The 17,821-nt window shown below is 56.1% G+C and carries 14 protein-coding genes; 5 read left to right on the plus strand and 9 right to left on the minus strand.

The window, feature by feature from the left end:
- Positions 1-919: 919 nt before the first annotated feature.
- From RJT50_RS11020 to RJT50_RS11035, 4 genes are all read right to left on the minus strand, one after another.
- On the minus strand, positions 920-2,212 hold the full coding sequence (locus tag RJT50_RS11020; protein WP_313691370.1) for a UDP-glucose/GDP-mannose dehydrogenase family protein: 1,293 nt from the start codon (positions 2,210-2,212) through the stop codon (positions 920-922).
- Positions 2,213-2,321: 109 nt separating this feature from the next.
- A complete protein-coding gene (gene aglF / locus RJT50_RS11025; protein ID WP_313691372.1) occupies positions 2,322-3,056 on the minus strand; it encodes a UTP--glucose-1-phosphate uridylyltransferase AglF in 735 nt (244 codons plus the stop codon).
- A 191-nt stretch (positions 3,057-3,247) separates the two neighbouring features.
- Positions 3,248-4,690 (minus strand): oligosaccharide flippase family protein, encoded by a 1,443-nt coding sequence (locus RJT50_RS11030; RefSeq protein ID WP_313691374.1) that lies wholly within the window; start codon positions 4,688-4,690, stop codon positions 3,248-3,250.
- A 135-nt stretch (positions 4,691-4,825) separates the two neighbouring features.
- A complete protein-coding gene (locus RJT50_RS11035) occupies positions 4,826-5,626 on the minus strand; it encodes an FkbM family methyltransferase (RefSeq protein ID WP_313691375.1) in 801 nt (266 codons plus the stop codon).
- Between the two features lie 352 nt (positions 5,627-5,978).
- On the opposite strand from RJT50_RS11035, the gene RJT50_RS11040 reads away from it, so the two are divergent.
- From RJT50_RS11040 to RJT50_RS11055, 4 genes are all read left to right on the plus strand, one after another.
- Positions 5,979-6,821 carry a hypothetical protein gene (locus RJT50_RS11040; RefSeq protein WP_313691376.1) on the plus strand — a complete coding sequence of 281 codons (843 nt, stop codon included), beginning with the start codon at positions 5,979-5,981 and terminating at the stop codon, positions 6,819-6,821.
- A gap of 264 nt (positions 6,822-7,085) precedes the next feature.
- Positions 7,086-8,042 (plus strand): glucosamine inositolphosphorylceramide transferase family protein, encoded by a 957-nt coding sequence (locus RJT50_RS11045; RefSeq protein WP_313691378.1) that lies wholly within the window; start codon positions 7,086-7,088, stop codon positions 8,040-8,042.
- Between the two features lie 109 nt (positions 8,043-8,151).
- Entirely contained in the window at positions 8,152-9,174 is a 1,023-nt protein-coding gene (locus RJT50_RS11050) for an N-acetylneuraminate synthase family protein (RefSeq protein WP_313691379.1), read from the plus strand.
- Positions 9,175-9,230: 56 nt separating this feature from the next.
- Complete coding sequence (locus tag RJT50_RS11055; RefSeq protein WP_313691380.1) at positions 9,231-10,673, plus strand: glycosyltransferase; 1,443 nt, start codon at positions 9,231-9,233, stop codon at positions 10,671-10,673.
- Here RJT50_RS11055 and RJT50_RS11060 read toward each other — a convergent pair.
- Both RJT50_RS11060 and RJT50_RS11065 read right to left on the minus strand, forming a co-directional pair.
- A complete protein-coding gene (locus RJT50_RS11060; RefSeq protein WP_313691381.1) occupies positions 10,670-11,389 on the minus strand; it encodes a glycosyltransferase family protein in 720 nt (239 codons plus the stop codon). The genes RJT50_RS11055 and RJT50_RS11060 overlap by 4 nt on opposite strands.
- Positions 11,390-11,414: 25 nt before the next feature.
- Complete coding sequence (locus RJT50_RS11065) at positions 11,415-12,842, minus strand: hypothetical protein (protein ID WP_313691382.1); 1,428 nt, start codon at positions 12,840-12,842, stop codon at positions 11,415-11,417.
- 168 nt (positions 12,843-13,010) lie between these two features.
- Between RJT50_RS11065 and RJT50_RS11070 the strand changes: the two genes are divergently transcribed.
- Positions 13,011-13,556: an acyltransferase gene (locus RJT50_RS11070; protein WP_313691383.1), complete on the plus strand. Its 546-nt coding sequence runs from the start codon at positions 13,011-13,013 to the stop codon at positions 13,554-13,556.
- Between the two features lie 6 nt (positions 13,557-13,562).
- Here the strand turns inward: RJT50_RS11070 and RJT50_RS11075 are convergent, their stop codons facing one another.
- From RJT50_RS11075 to RJT50_RS11085, 3 genes are all read right to left on the minus strand, one after another.
- Positions 13,563-15,074: a sulfatase family protein gene (locus RJT50_RS11075; RefSeq protein ID WP_313691384.1), complete on the minus strand. Its 1,512-nt coding sequence runs from the start codon at positions 15,072-15,074 to the stop codon at positions 13,563-13,565.
- Between the two features lie 81 nt (positions 15,075-15,155).
- Complete coding sequence (locus RJT50_RS11080; RefSeq protein ID WP_313691385.1) at positions 15,156-16,526, minus strand: sulfatase family protein; 1,371 nt, start codon at positions 16,524-16,526, stop codon at positions 15,156-15,158.
- Between the two features lie 151 nt (positions 16,527-16,677).
- Positions 16,678-17,727 carry a glycosyltransferase gene (locus tag RJT50_RS11085; protein ID WP_313691386.1) on the minus strand — a complete coding sequence of 350 codons (1,050 nt, stop codon included), beginning with the start codon at positions 17,725-17,727 and terminating at the stop codon, positions 16,678-16,680.
- Between the last annotated feature and the right edge of the window lie 94 nt (positions 17,728-17,821).

Raw genomic sequence — 17,821 nt, forward strand, 5'->3', positions numbered from 1 at the left:
ATGGCGAACCGCCTCGGCCGCAGCATCGACCGCCCGCGCAACCTCGCCAAGAGCGTCACCGTCGAATGAGTTCGTCCAGGAGGTCAGATTCTCGATTATTTGGTTTGAACAGTTCCGGTCAAACTCCGAACACGACTCGCTGCTTCGAGTTTGTCTATCTGGGGAGTGGGTGTCATCGAACTTCTCGAACCTCCGCTACACAGACAGTCACAGTTCCAAACTCGGTACGAGGCCATCCAAACCGGCTGGAGGTCTTCTCAAGCGGTTTCAGGGACTCACTTGGCTTCCAAAATCACTGTTCTCGTCCGCAAGGATAGCCGTGTGCCACTTTGGGAACGAACTTCGGAACTGGAAGATGGACGTCGACAGCTTGAATGGAAACCATGTATCGCCCGAACGAACGCGTCTCGGGCCATCTTTCACCACTTGAGGTTCGTTCTGACTCGCGGGGACCTGTCCCATTTCGCATTCGAAGTTCCAAAATCGGTTCCCTGCGTGCGGTTCCCCTCGTCAGTCCAGGGATGAAGTGAGGAGGGTCTATACCCTGAACTGGCATACGATGGAAACCGATCCACTCCCGCGTTGCTTCTGGAAGGTGAGTCGATGTTCAGGATTCGAGCGCGCCTGATTGTCCCGAACCCGTGGCGAACCGCGATCCTTGCGGAACTAAGGACAAACTTGGATAGCCTGTCACTGATTCTCCGACCAGCAGATGTCGTCTCGTCCCCTCTGTGCTAGTCAGACCGGTTTTGGATTTGGACGGATCTTGGCCCGGAGTACTGATATAACGCGCTTGAAACGGTGCGTCACACCCTTCACACAGTTCATCCGGGATCTGGGCGCTCCATCCTCGAAGGAACTTCGACTTGGAGATTGACAGTAGTTCCGATCCCTGTGTCTATCCATTCGGAAGACCCTGCTACCAGCAGAGTCCCTCGTACACGTCCAGTGCCCCGGTATCGACGTCGACACGGCGACCGTCGATAACCACCGAGCGGTCCATTCCGTCGAACGAGAGACCGTCGAACTCCGGCCATTCGGTCGTGAGCAGTGCCGCGTCAGCCCCTGACAGGGCCCCGGACACCGAGTCAGCATACTCGATGTCGACCTCCAGTGCGGTTCGTGCGTTCTCGGCCGCCACGGGATCGTAGGCGACGACGTCGGCACCTGCATCGTCGAGCTGTTCGATCACGTCGAGCGCGCGGGAGTTTCGAACGTCGTCGGTTCCGGGTTTGAACGCGAGCCCCAGGACGGCGACGCGAGCGCCGTCGGGATCGACGTGTTCGCGGAGAAGTCCGACCATCCGTTCGGGCTGGCGGTCGTTCACGTCGACGGCGGCGTCGAGGAGTTCGGGGGGGTACTCTTGCTGGCGGGCGAACGCTCGCAGTGCGTCGACGTCTTTCGGGAAGCAAGAGCCGCCCCAGCCAAGTCCGGATCGCATGAACGCCGCACAGATACGGTCGTCGAGGCCGAGTGCGTCCGCAACCTCGTAGGAGTCGATGTCGGCCCGTTTGCAGACGTTCCCCAGTTCGTTCACGAGCGACACCTTCGCGGCGAGGAACGCGTTGTTCGCGTACTTGATCATCTCGCCGGTCCGGACGTCCGTCTCCACGACCGGGACGTCCGCGAGTCGCTCGTCCGCGTGGTAGAGATCGCGCACGGTTGCTGCCGCTGACGGCTCGCTCGTGCCGACGACGATCTTGTCCGCGTTCCAGAAGTCCGAGACAGCGGTCCCTTCGCTCAGGAACTCCGGGTTGGCGACGAATCCGATCTCCTCCGTCCCGGTTCGTTCGGCGGCCCCGCGTACCGCCGGGACGACGACGTCCTCGATCGTACCGGGCAACACGGTGCTCTTGACCGCGACGACGTGTGCGTCCGTTTTGCCTCCGAGTGCCTCGCCCGTCATCTCAGCGGCGGCCTCCACGTACGAGTAGTCGAGGCTTCCGTCTTCCCGGGACGGTGTCTGAACGGTGATGAACGTCACGTCCGTCTCCGGGACGGCGTCGTAGGATGTCGTCGCCCGCAGGTTGTCACCGGCGTGTTCGGCGACGAGTTCCGGGAGACCCTCCTCGTGTATGGGGGATTCGCCCGCGTTGATGGCGGCGACGACGTCTTCGTCGATGTCGACGTTCACCACGTCGTGGCCGACCGCCGCGAGACAGGCCGCGAGCGTCGTGCCGACGTAGCCGCTACCCACGACTGAGACGTTCATTCGTACACCGTCCCCGGGAGGCGGCCACTCTCGAAGGCGAGTTCTACGGTTACTGTGAGCGAGGGCATGAGATAACCATGTTCAGCGTCGAATTTGTCGGTTCTGGTCGTCACTCGGAGTCCGCTGGTTGAGCCGTCCCCGCGAGTCGCTCCTCCGCACGGTCCCGATCCTCGGGGAAGCCGATGTCCATTCGCCATCCGTCGATCGGGATGGCGTCGATGGTCCGACCACTTTCGATCAGCAGTCCAACCGCGTCCGATATTTCGTACTCGTTTCGATTGGACGGCTGAACCAGATGACACGCATGGAAGATAGCCGGTGTGAACGTGTAGAATCCGGTCATTACTAGATTCGACGGGGGATCCCCCGGTTTCTCGATGACGTCGACGATTTCCCCGTAGTCGTTCGTATCACAAACGCCGTATCTCGATGCCTCATCCCAGGGGACTTCCTCCACGAGGAACGCAGCGTCCGCACGATCTTCTTGCTGACGCTGAACTACGTCCTCGAGGTTCGCCGCAAAGATGTTGTCCCCCAGGATGAGCATGAAGTCGTCGTCAATGTGGTCTTCAACGGTGAGTAGTGCATGGGCTAGCCCCTTTTGTTCACGTTGGTGTGCATAGGTGATGGGGACGCCTTCGTACTCGTCACCGTAATGTTCGATGATGTCTTGCTTTTTGTAGCCGACGACGACGATGAGTTCGGTCGCACCGAGTTCGATTAGTTCGTCGAAACACCGGGTGAGAATCGGTGCGCCTGCCACTTCGACCATCCCTTTCGGTTTATCGTCGGTAAGTGGTCGCAGTCTTGTTCCCTGCCCAGCTGCGAGGACAACCGCTTTCATAGATACGCAACTCGATGATGGATACTAAAGCCTACGTATCGCTCATCAGTGATCCTGAGCAAGTTTACTCAGGAGAGAGTTACCGAATCCCTCCGGTGTGTCACTATGAATGCAGAGGCATCCAAAGGGTAAAGATGCGATCATGGGGCCTCGATGAACGAGTTCTACTGCACCCTGTGATCCAGATCGGTCTACTGAACCGGAATGTTCTCGGTTACCTTCAACCTGAACCTTCCCGAGATCAAGAAGAGGAGACCGAAATATACCGTAGCACCGAAGGTCACCGCCGGGATGACGATCCTGACCTCGAACGGACTTGCTCCGATAGTCTTAGAGGAGTACAGTACGGCCTTTACCAGCAATCCCATGATGATTGCGGCGACCACTTGCTTCCGAATCTCTTTCCAGGGAATAGTGAAGGTGAGAATCCTCCCGAGGAGGAAGTAGGCGAAAACGAACCCACAAACCACCGAGACGAGGGTTGCTACAGCAGCACCAAGCCATCCAAAGTAGAAGACTAAGAGGAAGTTCAACACGATGTTCGACCCGACGAAGAGGATGTTCGCCTGGAAGGAAAGGTCCGGTCTGTCGAGGGCATCAATCGTGCTAACTACCTGTCGGTAGTAACTGTGAACGAGAATGGATGCGACCAGCAACACCAAAATGGCGTACCCTTGCCTGAATTCGCTGCCATACAGGTTCAGAACCCCTTCACCAACGACTACCGATCCGACGAAACCGGGGATCACGAACAGTCCGGAAAAAGCGAGGGTGTCATCGAGGTAGTTGACGATCCTCGGCCGGCCGGCTTCACCCGATAGCCTGCTCATTTCGGGGAAGAACGTACTGCTCAACGATTTCGAAAAGATCCCCATGACCGTCGCGATATTCCAGCAGATCGAATATATCCCGATCAGACTGGATGAGACGAAAAACCCAAGCACTAATTTGTCCATTAAGCTATATGTTCCGCCCTTCGCCCGCTCCAACCAGGAATACTTCGCAAAGTTAGTGATACTAGAAAAATGGCTCCTATCCGGCACTGTCATACCCAATGAACGGCCGAAAAGAGTGGGGAGGAGGATGATCGCGGCCAACCCGACCGAAATAAAACTCACAATTTCGCCGCCGAGTAACGCAAAGATCGAAAGACCAGCGGCTACACCTGCAACCTGAAGTGTGATACGAGATACGCTCTGAGAGATTCCAAGCGCAGCTTCTATGTGAACGAGGTGGTCGCCTCGGAACACGGCCATCACCACGGAGAAACCGATCCGCCCAAAAAGCAGTAAGATCACCACCCAATACAGCGGTGCCCCCAGATATTGGTTGATCTGACCGCGAAACAGGAAGATTCCAGTCGACGTCGCCGAGGTAAGAGCGAGGATCAAAACCGCTCCGGCGACGATGTGTTGACTCTTATCGACGCCTTCGCTCACACGTTTCGTGATGGACTTGGTGATCCCTGCCTTTGCGACGATGGTCAACCAACCGACGACGGCAAGCACGAGAAAGTAGTCACCGAGTATTGCTGATCCGAGTTCACGTGCGAAATAGACCGTCGCAAAGAACCCCAGTACTGAGGAACCGATCTTCGAGGCGAAGAATATCGCAGACTTTTGACCGAGTCGCACGGTTTAGCGGGCGCCCGGCGAACACATATCCTTTTCTGTCTACACGGGGACCGAGCCAGAATCCAGCCCGCGATCGGGGCAACCGACCGAAAGTATCAATCCCTTGGAATCATTCGAGTCGTTCACCCATCTCGCTCATCTGCTGGCGACGATGTGGTGCGTGTTGAGTTCATCGAGCTTCCGTCCTGGCCAGCTCTGCTGGTAATGTTCTCGGATCCGTGTCACATTATATCCATAGTCCTGAAATAGATCTTCGATTTCTTCGGGGGAGCGACCTTCTGCCGCCTGCACGTCCACGTCGTGGTGAAGCTCTATGATCCACGTGCAGTCAGTGTTCAGCAATTCCTCCGAGGACGGCAGCACTTCATACTCCCAGCCATCGATATCCATCAGGACTACGTTCGGAGTACCGAACTGGTCGACGTAGTCGTCGAGGGACAGGACCGATTCCTCGACGATCGAAATGTTGTCGAAGTCGTTCCGGTCAATCGACCTGCGAAGAAGCTCTGTCCGCGACTCATCCGGGTCGAACGCAACCGCTCTGTTTATCGATTCGCTCAGTAAAAGAGAATGATAACCCCACCCTGCACCGACTTCCCAGAAGTCGTCTTGCTCGTCCAGATTCGCGATCAGTTCTTCAACTACCTCCGTTTCGTACTCGCCAAGCACTCGGTGATGAATGTGGGGCGAATCAAGTTCGTACCAGAAACTGAACGCGGGAGTATTCTCGATGACGGGCGAGACGTTATACAGCGCGGTATATCCGATCGCCAAGGGCGATGAAACCATCCGCCCAGCATACCAGTCAGCGAATTTGTAATAAACGAGTTGAAGCTCTTTGAGAAGGAAGATCAAAGCACGAACGACGAGCCGAGAGAACCCTTTATCGCGGCGGATCCGACGAGCTTCCCTTGTTAATGAGAGTTCGGTGTCCATGGGTCGAACGGACAATCGAAGATTGATAAAATCCCGCCCCCGGAAATCAGGATTGAGAACCAGGCCATCGAGAACTATAAGGATGATTCTGCATGTGATTTTGAAGTTATACTCGTTCGTTCTTTTCAGTCTTAGTCGTGGCGCTGGCCGGTGGGATGTACTAGGTCCGGAAGAGCTAACCGTATTTTTAAGCATATGGGCGGACTGCTGCAGTTCAATGGCCCGTCATTACACACTCTCCAATCTGTCTCGTGTGCTGCAGGACCCAAGTCTGCTCCAAAACGAGTTTCGCCGAATCAATCGAAAACTCAACTCCACGTTGTTTCGAAACCGACAACAGAACGGTTTCGACGTGTTGAGCGCGGACTGGGACAACCTGATAATTCTTGACGGGTGCCGCTACGAGGTTTTCGAGGACCATCATACGTTCTCGGGAGATCTTTCTCCCATCTATTCGCAAGGGGCTCATAGCAACGAGTTCATGCAGGCAACGTTCGCTGATCGACAACTCCACGATACGATTTACATCACGTCCAACCCGTGGTCGGAACAACTCAGTGATGACACGTTCTTTCTCACGAGGACAACATACACGGAGAGCGAACAGGGTGGCGAGGCGAGACTTCCCGAGGACGTTGCCAAACTAACACTTGAGACGTTTGAGGAGTACCCGAACAAGCGGTACATCATCCACTTCATGCAACCGAACAACCCGTACGTTGGACCGATTGCGGAGGAACTTCGGGAGAAATTATTGACGAGGAACGGCGTCCTCTGTACTGAACTTGGCCTGACGAGTGCGAACACAACTACGACCATAACCGATGAAGTCCCCCACCTCAGGCGTGCGCTCAGGAAAGGATACATCACTCGACAGCAGATGCTTGAAGTGTATACTGAAAACTTGAAGGAAGTCACTCGACACTCGAAGCGCGTCATCAACGAATTGGGTGGGAAAACAACACTAACGAGTGACCATGGAGACATGTTCGGAGAACGCCTCCCCCCGCTCTATCTGAAGGACTACTCTCACTGGGAAGGGGTCCACAGCGACGTGTTACGGCGTGTCCCATGGTTCGAAATGGACTCACAGAATCGCCGGGACATCGAGGGCGGTGAGCCGATTCGAGAGGAACGAATCGGGGCGAGTGGTGTCGAAGAACACTTGAAGAGCATGGGATATCTCGCGGATTGATTGTGATCAACAAGACGATCGTAGTGAAACAAGAGAGACCAGCCAGAGAAGACCCATGAGAAGAACTAAATCGACCATCGAGACGACCACGGAGAGTCACATCGGGAGAGTACAACAGCGAAGTGCGATCCGGCATCATTCCAGTGCTCAGAAATGTTAGACATCCGTAGCCAGCTGGCGAAATCCGATCTGATCAAGCGAACATTCGAAGGGAGCCGGGAGAAAGTATCTCAACTCTATCGAGCTCTACACGAGAGCGATAGTATGGAAGAGTACAGATCACTTCGCACCGAGTCTAGCATTGGACTGAAACCGTTAGAATCCGAGGAAGGAGTATTCCGGAAAGGAGCTAATTTGAAGCCACACCCTGACGCTCCGAATCCAGTGTTGACCAAGGATGACGTTGACGACGTCCTCACTCGGTTCGTCGCCGATCCATTCATTGTTTATGAAAGTGGCGTGTACAATCTCTTTTTCGAAATAAAATCAATTGGTGGAAACGTCTTTATCGGTCACGCCTTCAGCGAAGACGGACTCGAGTACACTTACAATCAAGTCGTTATTGAACCCGAGTTTGCTCAGCACACCTACCCATATGTCTTTAAGTTGGATGGGCAGTGGATGATGGTTCCGTCCCCAGGAGCCAACGTCAATGGTCAGTTTCGCGTCTACGAAGCAGTCGATTTTCCCATTGAATGGCGACTGAGAGCCGTACCAATTCAAGAACGTGTGCGACAGGATCCCACACCGATCTTCCACGACGACAGATGGTTCCTTATATACCAAGATACAGACACATGGGACGTCGAACTGAAGCATTCCGATTCCCTTTTTGCGGACGAATGGAACACCCATCCGGCCAGTCCAATATTCGAAAACGACCCAAAGGAGATAGCAAACTGTTCAATCGGTGGTGCCGAGATGGTTCCTTCGGGGCGACCGATTTACAACGGCGATTCCGTCGATCTATTTTACAGATCCCACATCAATCGAGAGGTCTACCACTACCGGATTACAGCGCTAACTGAGGACACGTTCGAGCAGCACCGGTTCTCCGACTCGACCGTTTTTGAAGGCTTGAAAACGAACGAGTGGAACCGACGGTTCATGCACACGGTGAATCCAGTTTACCCGTGGATGTCTGATGAGCCCAGAGTTGCCGTCGACGGGCTCAAAGCCGATAGCTACGAGTGGAGCATCGGGATATATACCATCGATTGACTTCGGGAACGATTGGCAGTGAATCTGTAATGTACTGACCTTGAACCATGACGCAGGCCCAATACTGAGAAAGGATTAAATCCTAACGAGCACGGGCCTTTGCATAGACATGGTTGGCCAAATTGAATTTCTCAACGGGAACGAACCCTACATAATAGCGGAGGTCGGCGGAAACCACGGCGGCAGCGTAGACAAGGCGAAAGACTATGCAACTGCCGCTGCGGAGGCCGGTGTCGATTCGGTCAAGTTTCAGCTCTATCAGGCAGAGAACTTGATAACGAAGGATGAACCTCCGCTTCCACTTGCCGGTGACGAGTACGAGTCGCAGTACGAACGGTTCAAAGAACTGGAGTTGACGCGGTCGGAATGGCGGGACGTTATCGATCACTGTTACTCCCTCGGGGTCGATTTTTCCGCTAGCGTCTTCGATGCCGAAATGCTCGAATTTGCGATAGACGATATGCCGTTTATTAAAATCGCATCGGGTGACCTCACAAATCTTCCGCTCCTACGAAAGGTACAAGAAACTGGGAAGCCGATCGTGCTCTCTACCGGATTTTCGACCTTCGAAGAGATTCGGCGAACGATGACCCTCCTTTCCGACGCCAGCGTCGTCCTCCTCCACTGTATGGGGTCGTACCCGACATCCGATGAGGACGCGAACCTCATGATGGTTGAAGCCCTCCAGAATGAGTTCGACACACCGACCGGATATTCCGATCATACGGTGGGGATACTTGCCCCGATCGCTGCCGTAGCTAGGGGGGCGCAAGTCGTTGAGAAACATTTCACACTGGATAAATCCAAGAAGGTAGGTGACCACCGCCTATCGGCAACACCTGAACAGATGGAGGAACTGGTGGACGAAAGTCGGCGCGTTGCCAGGATGAGCGGTCGGGCACGCGATAATGAGGTATATCTCCCGGAAAAGGAGATACGTAACGATATGCGTCGGAGCCTGGCGACGAAAAAATCAATTAAAGAAGGAAAAACGATCACTGAGGAGGACTTGACAGCGTTGCGCCCTTCCGACGGCGTCTCACCGATGCGTCTGGATGAGGTCATCGGTACTTCCGCGACGAGGAACATCAACGCCAATCAGATCCTCCAAGAGTCCGATTTCGGGGGCTAACTCGGTTAGAACGGACGGAACACAGTTCCAGAACAAAAGCACGATATAAATACTCAATGACAGGTACAAAGGTCAGCGTCATCATCACTGCACACAACTATGCAGAATATCTGGAAGAGTCGATAGATAGCGTCATAAACCAAACATACGACGAATTCGAATTAGTAGTCGTTGATGACGGTTCTACGGACGAGACACCACAGATACTCCGAGAATACACTTTTGAATACCCCGAGAAGATCAAGGTAGTTACATTAGGTGGGGAGGGCCTCCCGACTGCCTGTAATCGAGGTATCGAGGCTGCGGATGGAGACTACATTATCCGGCTCGACGCAGACGATTACTTCGACGAAAACGTACTGACTGTTGAGGCATCGTACCTCGATGCCAACCCCGACGTCGATCTGGTCTACCCTGATTACTACACGGTCGACGAAACCGGCGATCTCATCGATCACGTAAGACTTCCTAAAGTTGGTGACGAAGTGAAACTGCTCGACAGATCACCGCTGGCAGCAGGTGCGATGTATCGCCGCGAATCCTGGGAGAAACTCGGAGGATACAATGAATCACTCAGTTATCAAGAGGATTACGATTTTTGGATTAAATTCGTAACAGAGTTTGAAGTCCGTAACGTCAACTTGCCACTCATGTACTATCGCCAACACGGCGAGAGTATGTCGACAAATTTCGCCGAACGGATGAACGCTCGTCGGAACGTCAAGCGTGATTTCGTCGAGGAAAACGTCGACTATGGTGACATCGAAGTGTTAGCGATGATTCCAGCAAGAAGGGAGAAACGAGTCGATTTACCTGACGGAGGGACAGATTCGCTCGCCCTGAAAGAATTGGCTGGACGGCGATTGATCGAGTATACCATAAAGGAAGCACAGAGTTCGAACCACATAGATCGCTTGATCGTCTCCACCGAGGACGAGGAGATAGCAAGCGTAGCGAAAGCAATAGGTTCAGAGGTTCCATTCCTTCGTGACTCTGAGCTAAGCTCACCAACTACACAGCTCTCAGAAGTCACCGCTTCACTTCTCGAGAGACTACGACGTGAGGAAGGATATGATCCCGACGTTATTGTCGTTCTTCCGTACGTTTCTCCACTTCGGTCCACAGACCACATCGACGAAGCAGTTGACACTAAGGTTATGTTTTCAGTGGATTCAGTTATCAGTGTTTACGAGAATAACGAGTTCCTCTGGCGACCCGGAAAGTACGGATTGGAGCCTCTGTTCGAGGAACGCCTCCTCCGGCGGGAGCGGGAGACAACTTACCATGAAAACGGTGCCATCTACGTTACGACACCGAACGTTGTCCTCAACCAAGACGACCTGATCGGCCGACACGTGGGACACGTCCTCATGCAAGAAAGCGTCTCGGTTCACATCGACTCCGTGTTCGATTATCGTACATGTGAGAATATTATAATGTCCGGCGAGATGACCACGTTCTCGAATACCGAACTCGACGGATCCGGTGAGGACTCCTAATCCATATTGTGCTCACCTAACTCAGTATTATCTACGTATGTAACTGCATCCGTGATGTCCAAGAGACCGTCGTAGTCGACGTTGGCATACACTTCTTCGAACAGTTGGAAGTCATCGGGAGTATCAAGAGTGAAACGGAGATCAGTCCTATTTTGCATATATCTCTCGTCAAACACCTGATCGGAGGACACGTTCGATGTTGTGAACGAATCGGAGGACCGGTAGTATGGCGTGACGTGCTCCCGCTCGTGTGGAGTTTTAGCTTCCTTGTTGACACGTTTGAAACTCTCGTACGTGAACACCTCCACGTCCAGACCCGCAGGAAACGTTCGTTCGATCTTGTTCGAAACATAGTCCACTTGGTCCTCGCGTGCCAATTGGATGGCGACATCGAGCACTTCGGGCGATAGTAGTGGGTTATCCGCCGTTATCCGCACGATCAGATCCGCTTCGTTCACCGTCGCTGACTCGAAAACACGGCCAAGAACGTCCGTTTCCTCTCCCCGATACACTTTCACCTCTTCTCTACGTGCGTGGCGTGCCACGATGTCGTCACGACTATTGTTTGACGTCGCGACGACGACATCGTCGACATCGCTTGCACTGGTCCGCCGAATCACGTGCTGAATGATCGGAAGACAATTCAGCGAGATCATGACCTTTCCGGGGAGTCGTGAGGAGCCCATTCGGGCCTGTATAACGGCAACGACGTTCATTGTGGGTAACGAAAACTCACACCACCTACGTCTTATAACCGTCCTCTCGCGCTTCCCCGAGATCGTTGATAGACTTAACGAAGTCTCCAGGAGATTTGCTCGCAAAGAAGTAATCGGTCTCAAAGGAGTTGACATTCGTCTCCTGCCTGGTAGCGTAGTCTGCTGGGTCCGAGATCAGTTTTGCACAGCCAAGTTCCAGAAGTGGACCCAGATATTCGTGCCCCGGCAGGTCCAGTACGTACGTGTCCAGATCGAAATAGAGACCTTCGAACAGAGCCGTGGAGTACACACCGATTTGGGCGGACGATTCGGAGAGGAGTTGATAGAGCGGAACTTCGTCACTCACTACCTCTACGTCCGCGGTTTGAAGCCAGGGGTACTCCTTGGTCCACGTGTCATACTCCTTCGGGTGGAGTTTATAGACGATGTGCTGGTGATGGTCGTCCCGGTCGGCCAAGGCAACTGCAAATCGCGAGAGCTCCTCCGCGATCACCGATTGGGAGATGAAGACGACCTGTTCCGTTTCACGTTCGTCGGCATACTCCTTGGCCCTCTGTTCGAGGAAGGGGTATCCAACCGAGTGAATGCGTCCGTCCGGCAACGGAAAGTCGACCGTCTCCCTCCAGAAATCACCGAAGGCGAAAAAGTAGTCGGGGAAGACGCGCTTCGTCCCTCCAGGGTAAGAGTACCCGAGGTGGTACTTTGTTATCACGCCGTGCTGCAGTTCGACGACGGGGATATCCTCAAGGTGACAAGCTTCGACGAACGTTTCCCGCCCATTGTAGCTGGTTACGAGAAATGCGATTTCTGGCGAAAGGCGGCCAAGCAGTTGGCGGAACATTGGGAGACGCACACGTCGTCGAGACAAGTCGCGTCTCACTAGATTCGTCAGCGGGATTTCGACGCCAAATCGGGAGTCAATCTCTGCTGCGATGTCTGCCAGGAAGGTGGAGTCCTCACGAGATAGCAACACCGTACCGACCCCTAGTTTCTCACACAGTGTTCCAGTGTACTCTATGAGATCCGTGTATCGGAGGTTCTCGGTCTTGGCTGGTTTTCGGTGAGATATTTGATAGGGGCGTTCCAGGCACTCGTAGCTCTTATCAACGCGTTCAATGATGGGGTCCAGATAGATGTCCCACCAGAGCCCATCGTCCAGCTGCTTTCGACGTCCAGTCCCGTAGAAGACTAATTCCGTATCGGCCCCGAGGTACGGGTTTCTGAACAATGCGTTCCTGAGGAGAAGACCGGCACCCGAGAGGTACTCGTCGATTCCATCACCCGAGTCACCGCCTCCCTCGTTGGGGTGGAGTTTCTCGACCAATCGTTGATGGATTCTGAACCGGACTCGTTCCCAAAAGTACACGCCACATATCTTCCTGTCCAAAAGCTCCTTCTCGTCTTCCAGACGGATGAACTCCTCATAGAGATTCCCGAAGCTCTGTCCGCTCATTGTCGTCGGATGGACGATCGTATGCTCATATTTCGCTCTGACGATCCTGTAGCCTGATCGTACATTTGACGGATCCTTTGGGGAGTTCGTTACCGCACTGTCCTCAGATGCTGCCGACAACACTTATAACTCCCCGATAACGAACCATATCACCAACTCCAAACTCAGATGATATCGAAGCTCCTTGCGGACTCATACGATGTATTCTACACGATCCGAACGTGGTTGGAGAGAGAATATTACACGTTCAAACTCACTCAACAAGCTCAGGAAGTCGGGGACGATTTTATCGTGAACGGCCCCAGCCGACTCTCCCCGAACTCGGTGATCGGAACCAACGTGAAGTTCAACGGAATGGAAGTACGTGGTGACGGCTACCTGAAAATCGGCGATAACTTTCGGTCAGCTCCAGGGTGTAAGATCGTCACCAGAAATCACGACTACGATGACAGCGATGCCGTTCCCTATGACCATTCCTACGTGCGGAAGGACGTGGAAATCGGAGACAACGTCTGGTTCGGTGTCAACGTCATCGTGGTTCCGGGAGTGGAAATCGGGGAAGGTGCGATCATCCAGGCGGGGTCAGTGGTAACTCAGGACGTTCCAAAGGGAGCAATCGCGGGTGGCCACCCTGCTGAAGTTTTCTCTTACAGGGACATGGAGCATTACGAACGGCTGAAAGAGGAAGGGAAGTTCGTTCCACCTTCCGCATAACCCGACCTACAGATACCCCAGCGCTTCGAGCCTGGAAACGTCTTCCTCGGACATCGGTCCGTCCCCGTCCCGGTCCCGCAGTTCGGACAAGTGTTGCTCCGCGGTCTCGGTCAGCAGGTCCGGTGCATCGGCGTAGGGTCGTTCCTCCCGGGCAGTACCGGCCCAGCGTGCACCGGTCGATTCAGCGATCACCTTCCACGAGGCGTCGTACGTGACCACGGAGTGTTCCGCGACCCGGTGATCGATCGTCTCCTCAGCGACGTCCGGGTGCCGTTCGTAGAACTTCTGTCCACCCGTCGCTGGATAGTGACTCTCCGTCACCCCTTCGAACGGCAACAGGCCAGGGATCACGGAGCCGCCCGTCCCGATCAGTTCCGAGGTTCCCGTCAGGAACAGGTGGTAGAGATCCTTCAGTGACACCGGCTCGGAGACGGTCCGTTGTTCGAGCGAAGGGTGAGCAAGGAGCAGCGGGACGTGGAGAACGGCGTCGCTCACGGACGCCTCGTGTCCCATCCGTCGCCACCCCCGCTCGTCAGTCTCGCCGAGGTTCTCGCCGTGGTCGCTCGTCACGACGACGAGCGTGTCTTCGAGAACGCCCGCCTCATCGAGCGAGTCTCGAACCCGCTTCAACTGTTCGTCGGCGGTTTCGACCTCGCCGGCGTACAGGCCGCGGACTGTTTCGACGTCCTCCTCGTCGATCGACCCGTTCTGTAGTTCGTCCGCGAATTCCCAGGGATACGCGACGTGTTCGTTCAACCGGCGAATCTCCGAGAACGAGAGTCGTCTTCCGAGATGTTTTTCCTGCAGTTCCGGACGGGGCTTGTACGGCCTGTGGGTGTCCATGAAGTTCATGAACACGAAGAACGGGGAGTCGCCGTGTCGATCCAGCACGGTCCGCAACCGACGAGTGTTTCGTTCGGGCGAGTAACAGTACCCGCTATCGGGCGAAACGATCGGATGGGGGATGCGCTGAACGACGTCGAACTCGGTAGCGACCTCGCCGATACCGACCGAGAGGAGGTTCGCGGCGCTCCGGAACGGGCGTCGATGGTCGGCGATCGCTTTGAGCGTGTCGACCAGAACGTCAACCCTGGAGTTGTCGGCGGAGTCGAGCTGTCGTTGGGCGAACCCGGAGACGTCCATCCCGTCGGCGTACAACTCCCGACCACCCGTGTAGTAGAACTCGTCGAAACCCTCATGGAACCCCGTGCGCTGGCTCGCGAAGCCGTTCGCCGAGATTCCGTACGTGCTGAATCCGCGTTCTGAAAGCTCGACGGCGAGCCTGGCGTCGATCGTTCCATCTAGTCGATGACAGCCGTGCTCGTGGGGATACTGGCCGGTGAACAGGGACGCGTGGGACGGCAACGACCAGGGACTCGGCGCGATCGCCCGTTCGAACCAGACGTTCTCGGACGCGAGTTCGCGGAGTTCGGACGCGTGTTCGCGGGCGTAGTCGAACCGGCACGCGTCCAGGGTAACCAGAACGATGTTAGGTGGAGATTCGCTGCTGGAGTTCACGCACCGGAGAGTGCAGACGAGAAGACTATGAACCCTTCGCTCCCGCCCTCGAGAGCCGGCGTGGAGGAACTCGGAGGGCGCTCACTTGTACCCCAGATCCTCCAGTCGCTGCTGGGTTTCGTCGTCGATCGCCACCTCCGCGACCGACCTGTCAGTTTCTTCCAGGGTCCGCTTGTGGGCCAGCACGGCGTCCCGGAACTCGCTCGCCCGCCCCGGAACCGCCTCGACGACGTTTTCTCGTTCTTCAGGGTCCTCGACGAGATCGTACAGCTCCTCCTCGGGCTTTGCGTCCGCCCGTTTGTGGTCCCCACCCCGGATGTACTTCCAGGAGTCGGTTCGGTACGCACAGCGGAACTCCTCGTCCGCGAGGGTCCCCGATTCGGCGATCACCGCGTCCTTGTTCCAGTCGCCGTGCTCCACCAACGAAACCAGGCTGTCACCGACGAACGTCTCGGGAACGTCCACGCCGGCGTAGTCGAGGAGGGTCGGTGCGAGATCCAGCAAGCTCACGAGTTCGTCGTATCGACCGCTTCCGTCCGCGTCGATCACCAGCGGAACGTGAAGGAGTTCGTCGTAGAACGTGTCGTAGTGTGCGAACCCGTGGTGATCGTTGAACTCGTCGCCGTGGTCGGAGGTGATGGCGACGACCGTCTCCCCCGACAGGGAAGCCCTCGTCTCCCGGATGAGCCTGTCCATCTGCTCGTCGAAGAACCTGACCTCCCCGTCGTAGATGTCCAGGATCGTCTGCAGTTCCCCGTCCGTGATCTCGTCGGGGGCCTCGAGCATTTTCCGGCGGAGTTTCACCGACTCACGCTTCGAGACTACCGAGTCCCTGAACTCGAGCTGATGTTCCGCCGGCGGGTGGTACGGGTGATGAACGTCCATGTAGTGGACCCAGAGGAACGCGGGCTCGCTGACGTCACTGACCCATTCGAGCGCCTTGTCGGTCTTCACGTCGGCGGGGACCGACGATTCTCCGGGGTTGTAGCCCAGCGCCCGTTCGCTGAAATCGAACGCCGACTTGAGAAGCTGGAACGCGGCGCCATCCTCGTCGAACGACTGTTTCACGAACTGGCGGAGCTTCGACGTCGAGGACGCCTCGGCGTTCGAACCGAAGTAGTGGTCGTAGCCACGCCCGTACCCGAACTCCGCCAGGAGGAACGGGTTCGACTGGAACCCGCCGGTCTCGTATCCTTGTTCGGCAAGCGCTTCGGAGATCAACGTCCGGTCCTCGGTGATCCGTTCGAATCCGCCGTGCATGAGCGGGTACGTCGAGGACAGGATCGAGGGGAACGACCGGCGTGTACTACATCCGTTGGAGAACGCGTTCGAGAAGACGTGGGCGGACTCGGCCCGTCGATCAAGGTTCGGCGTCGTGTCACGGTCGTACCCGTGATAGCCGACGTGGTCGGCCCGCAGGGAGTCGACGGTGACGAGAAGGACGTTCTTCATTACGGCAAGGTCCCAACCGTCACCGAATATTCTTTTCGACCTCGCACCGGCCCACGTTCGTCGCTCCGCACCCGGACCCGGCGGTGGCTGACCCGGTTTCGGCGGTGGAATGGTGTCGTAACGGCAACTGGCGTCTCGTGCGTCCCAGCAGTTAATGTGGCGCGTCGTGGGCACGAGAACCTCCGTACCTGCGAGAAATGTCCGAGAATAGCTCGTCGTACCCGTCCGCGATCTCCGCCCAGCTCCAGCGCCGCGCGATCGACTCGCCGGCGTTTGCGTACGATTCCCGCAACTCCTCGTCGTCCTCGAGGCGAGAGAGCGCGTCCGCGATCGCGTCCGGTTCGGGCTCGACGAAGAGCAGTTCGTCGGACCCGTACCACTTCGAGAGGTTCCCGGGGCGGACGATGATCGGGAGCCCGGCCGCCCCGTACTCCTTGAGTTTCAACGGCTGTTCCCCGTCCTTGAAACAGAAGCCGACGTCGGCGTGCGCGAGGAACCCCGGCATCAACTCGTACTCGAACGCCCCGGGATAGTACACGTTCTCGTGCGTGTCCGCGGCACGGCGGACTTGGTCCTCGAGTTCCCCCTCTCCGACGAAGAGGAACTCCCACCCGGGAGCGGCGTCAGCGGTGGCGAGTATCTCCTCGATCTCGTATCTCGATGAGAAGACGCCGATGTAGATGGCGACGGGCCCGTCCAGCGTGACTCCCTCGCGTTCGAGGACCTGCCGGGACTCCCGAACGGCGTCCTCGTCCGGCTCCGCGAAGAACTCGTAGTTCACCGCGTTCGGCAACCGCGCTGCCTCCTCGATCCCGCGTTCCATCGCCTCCTCGTGTGAGGATTCGTAGACGAACACGGTCGCGTCTGCTCGACGCAGAACCTGCCATTCGTACCACTCGAAGAACCGAAACAGCGGTCCGGACAGGTAGTCGATGTCGGAGATGGGGTCGCTCACGTCGCCGAGAAACGGCTTTCCGAGCAGTTTGGAGAGCGGGTACCCTATGTAGAGGCCGATCCTCACGTTGCCCGCGATGACGTCGTACTCGCCGGTGATCGCCCGCCGAACGGCCCGGAGGGCATCGAGTCCGCTGGCGTCCTGAATGTCGATCTCGTACCCCGCAGCTTCGAGTTCCTCGGCGATGCGTTCACGACGAACGCTGATGTTGTCCCCCTTCGAGGGTCGGAGCCACAGTATTCTCATCCTCTCACACCCCAGTTTTCCGGAGACTCCCTTCAATGCCGATGATGGGCTCCCCCGCGGTTCGCCCCGTCGCTGCCGTGGCGCGTGGACCGGT

The sequence above is a fragment of the Halobaculum sp. XH14 genome (assembly GCF_032116555.1).
Classification (GTDB): domain Archaea; phylum Halobacteriota; class Halobacteria; order Halobacteriales; family Haloferacaceae; genus Halorarum; species Halorarum halobium.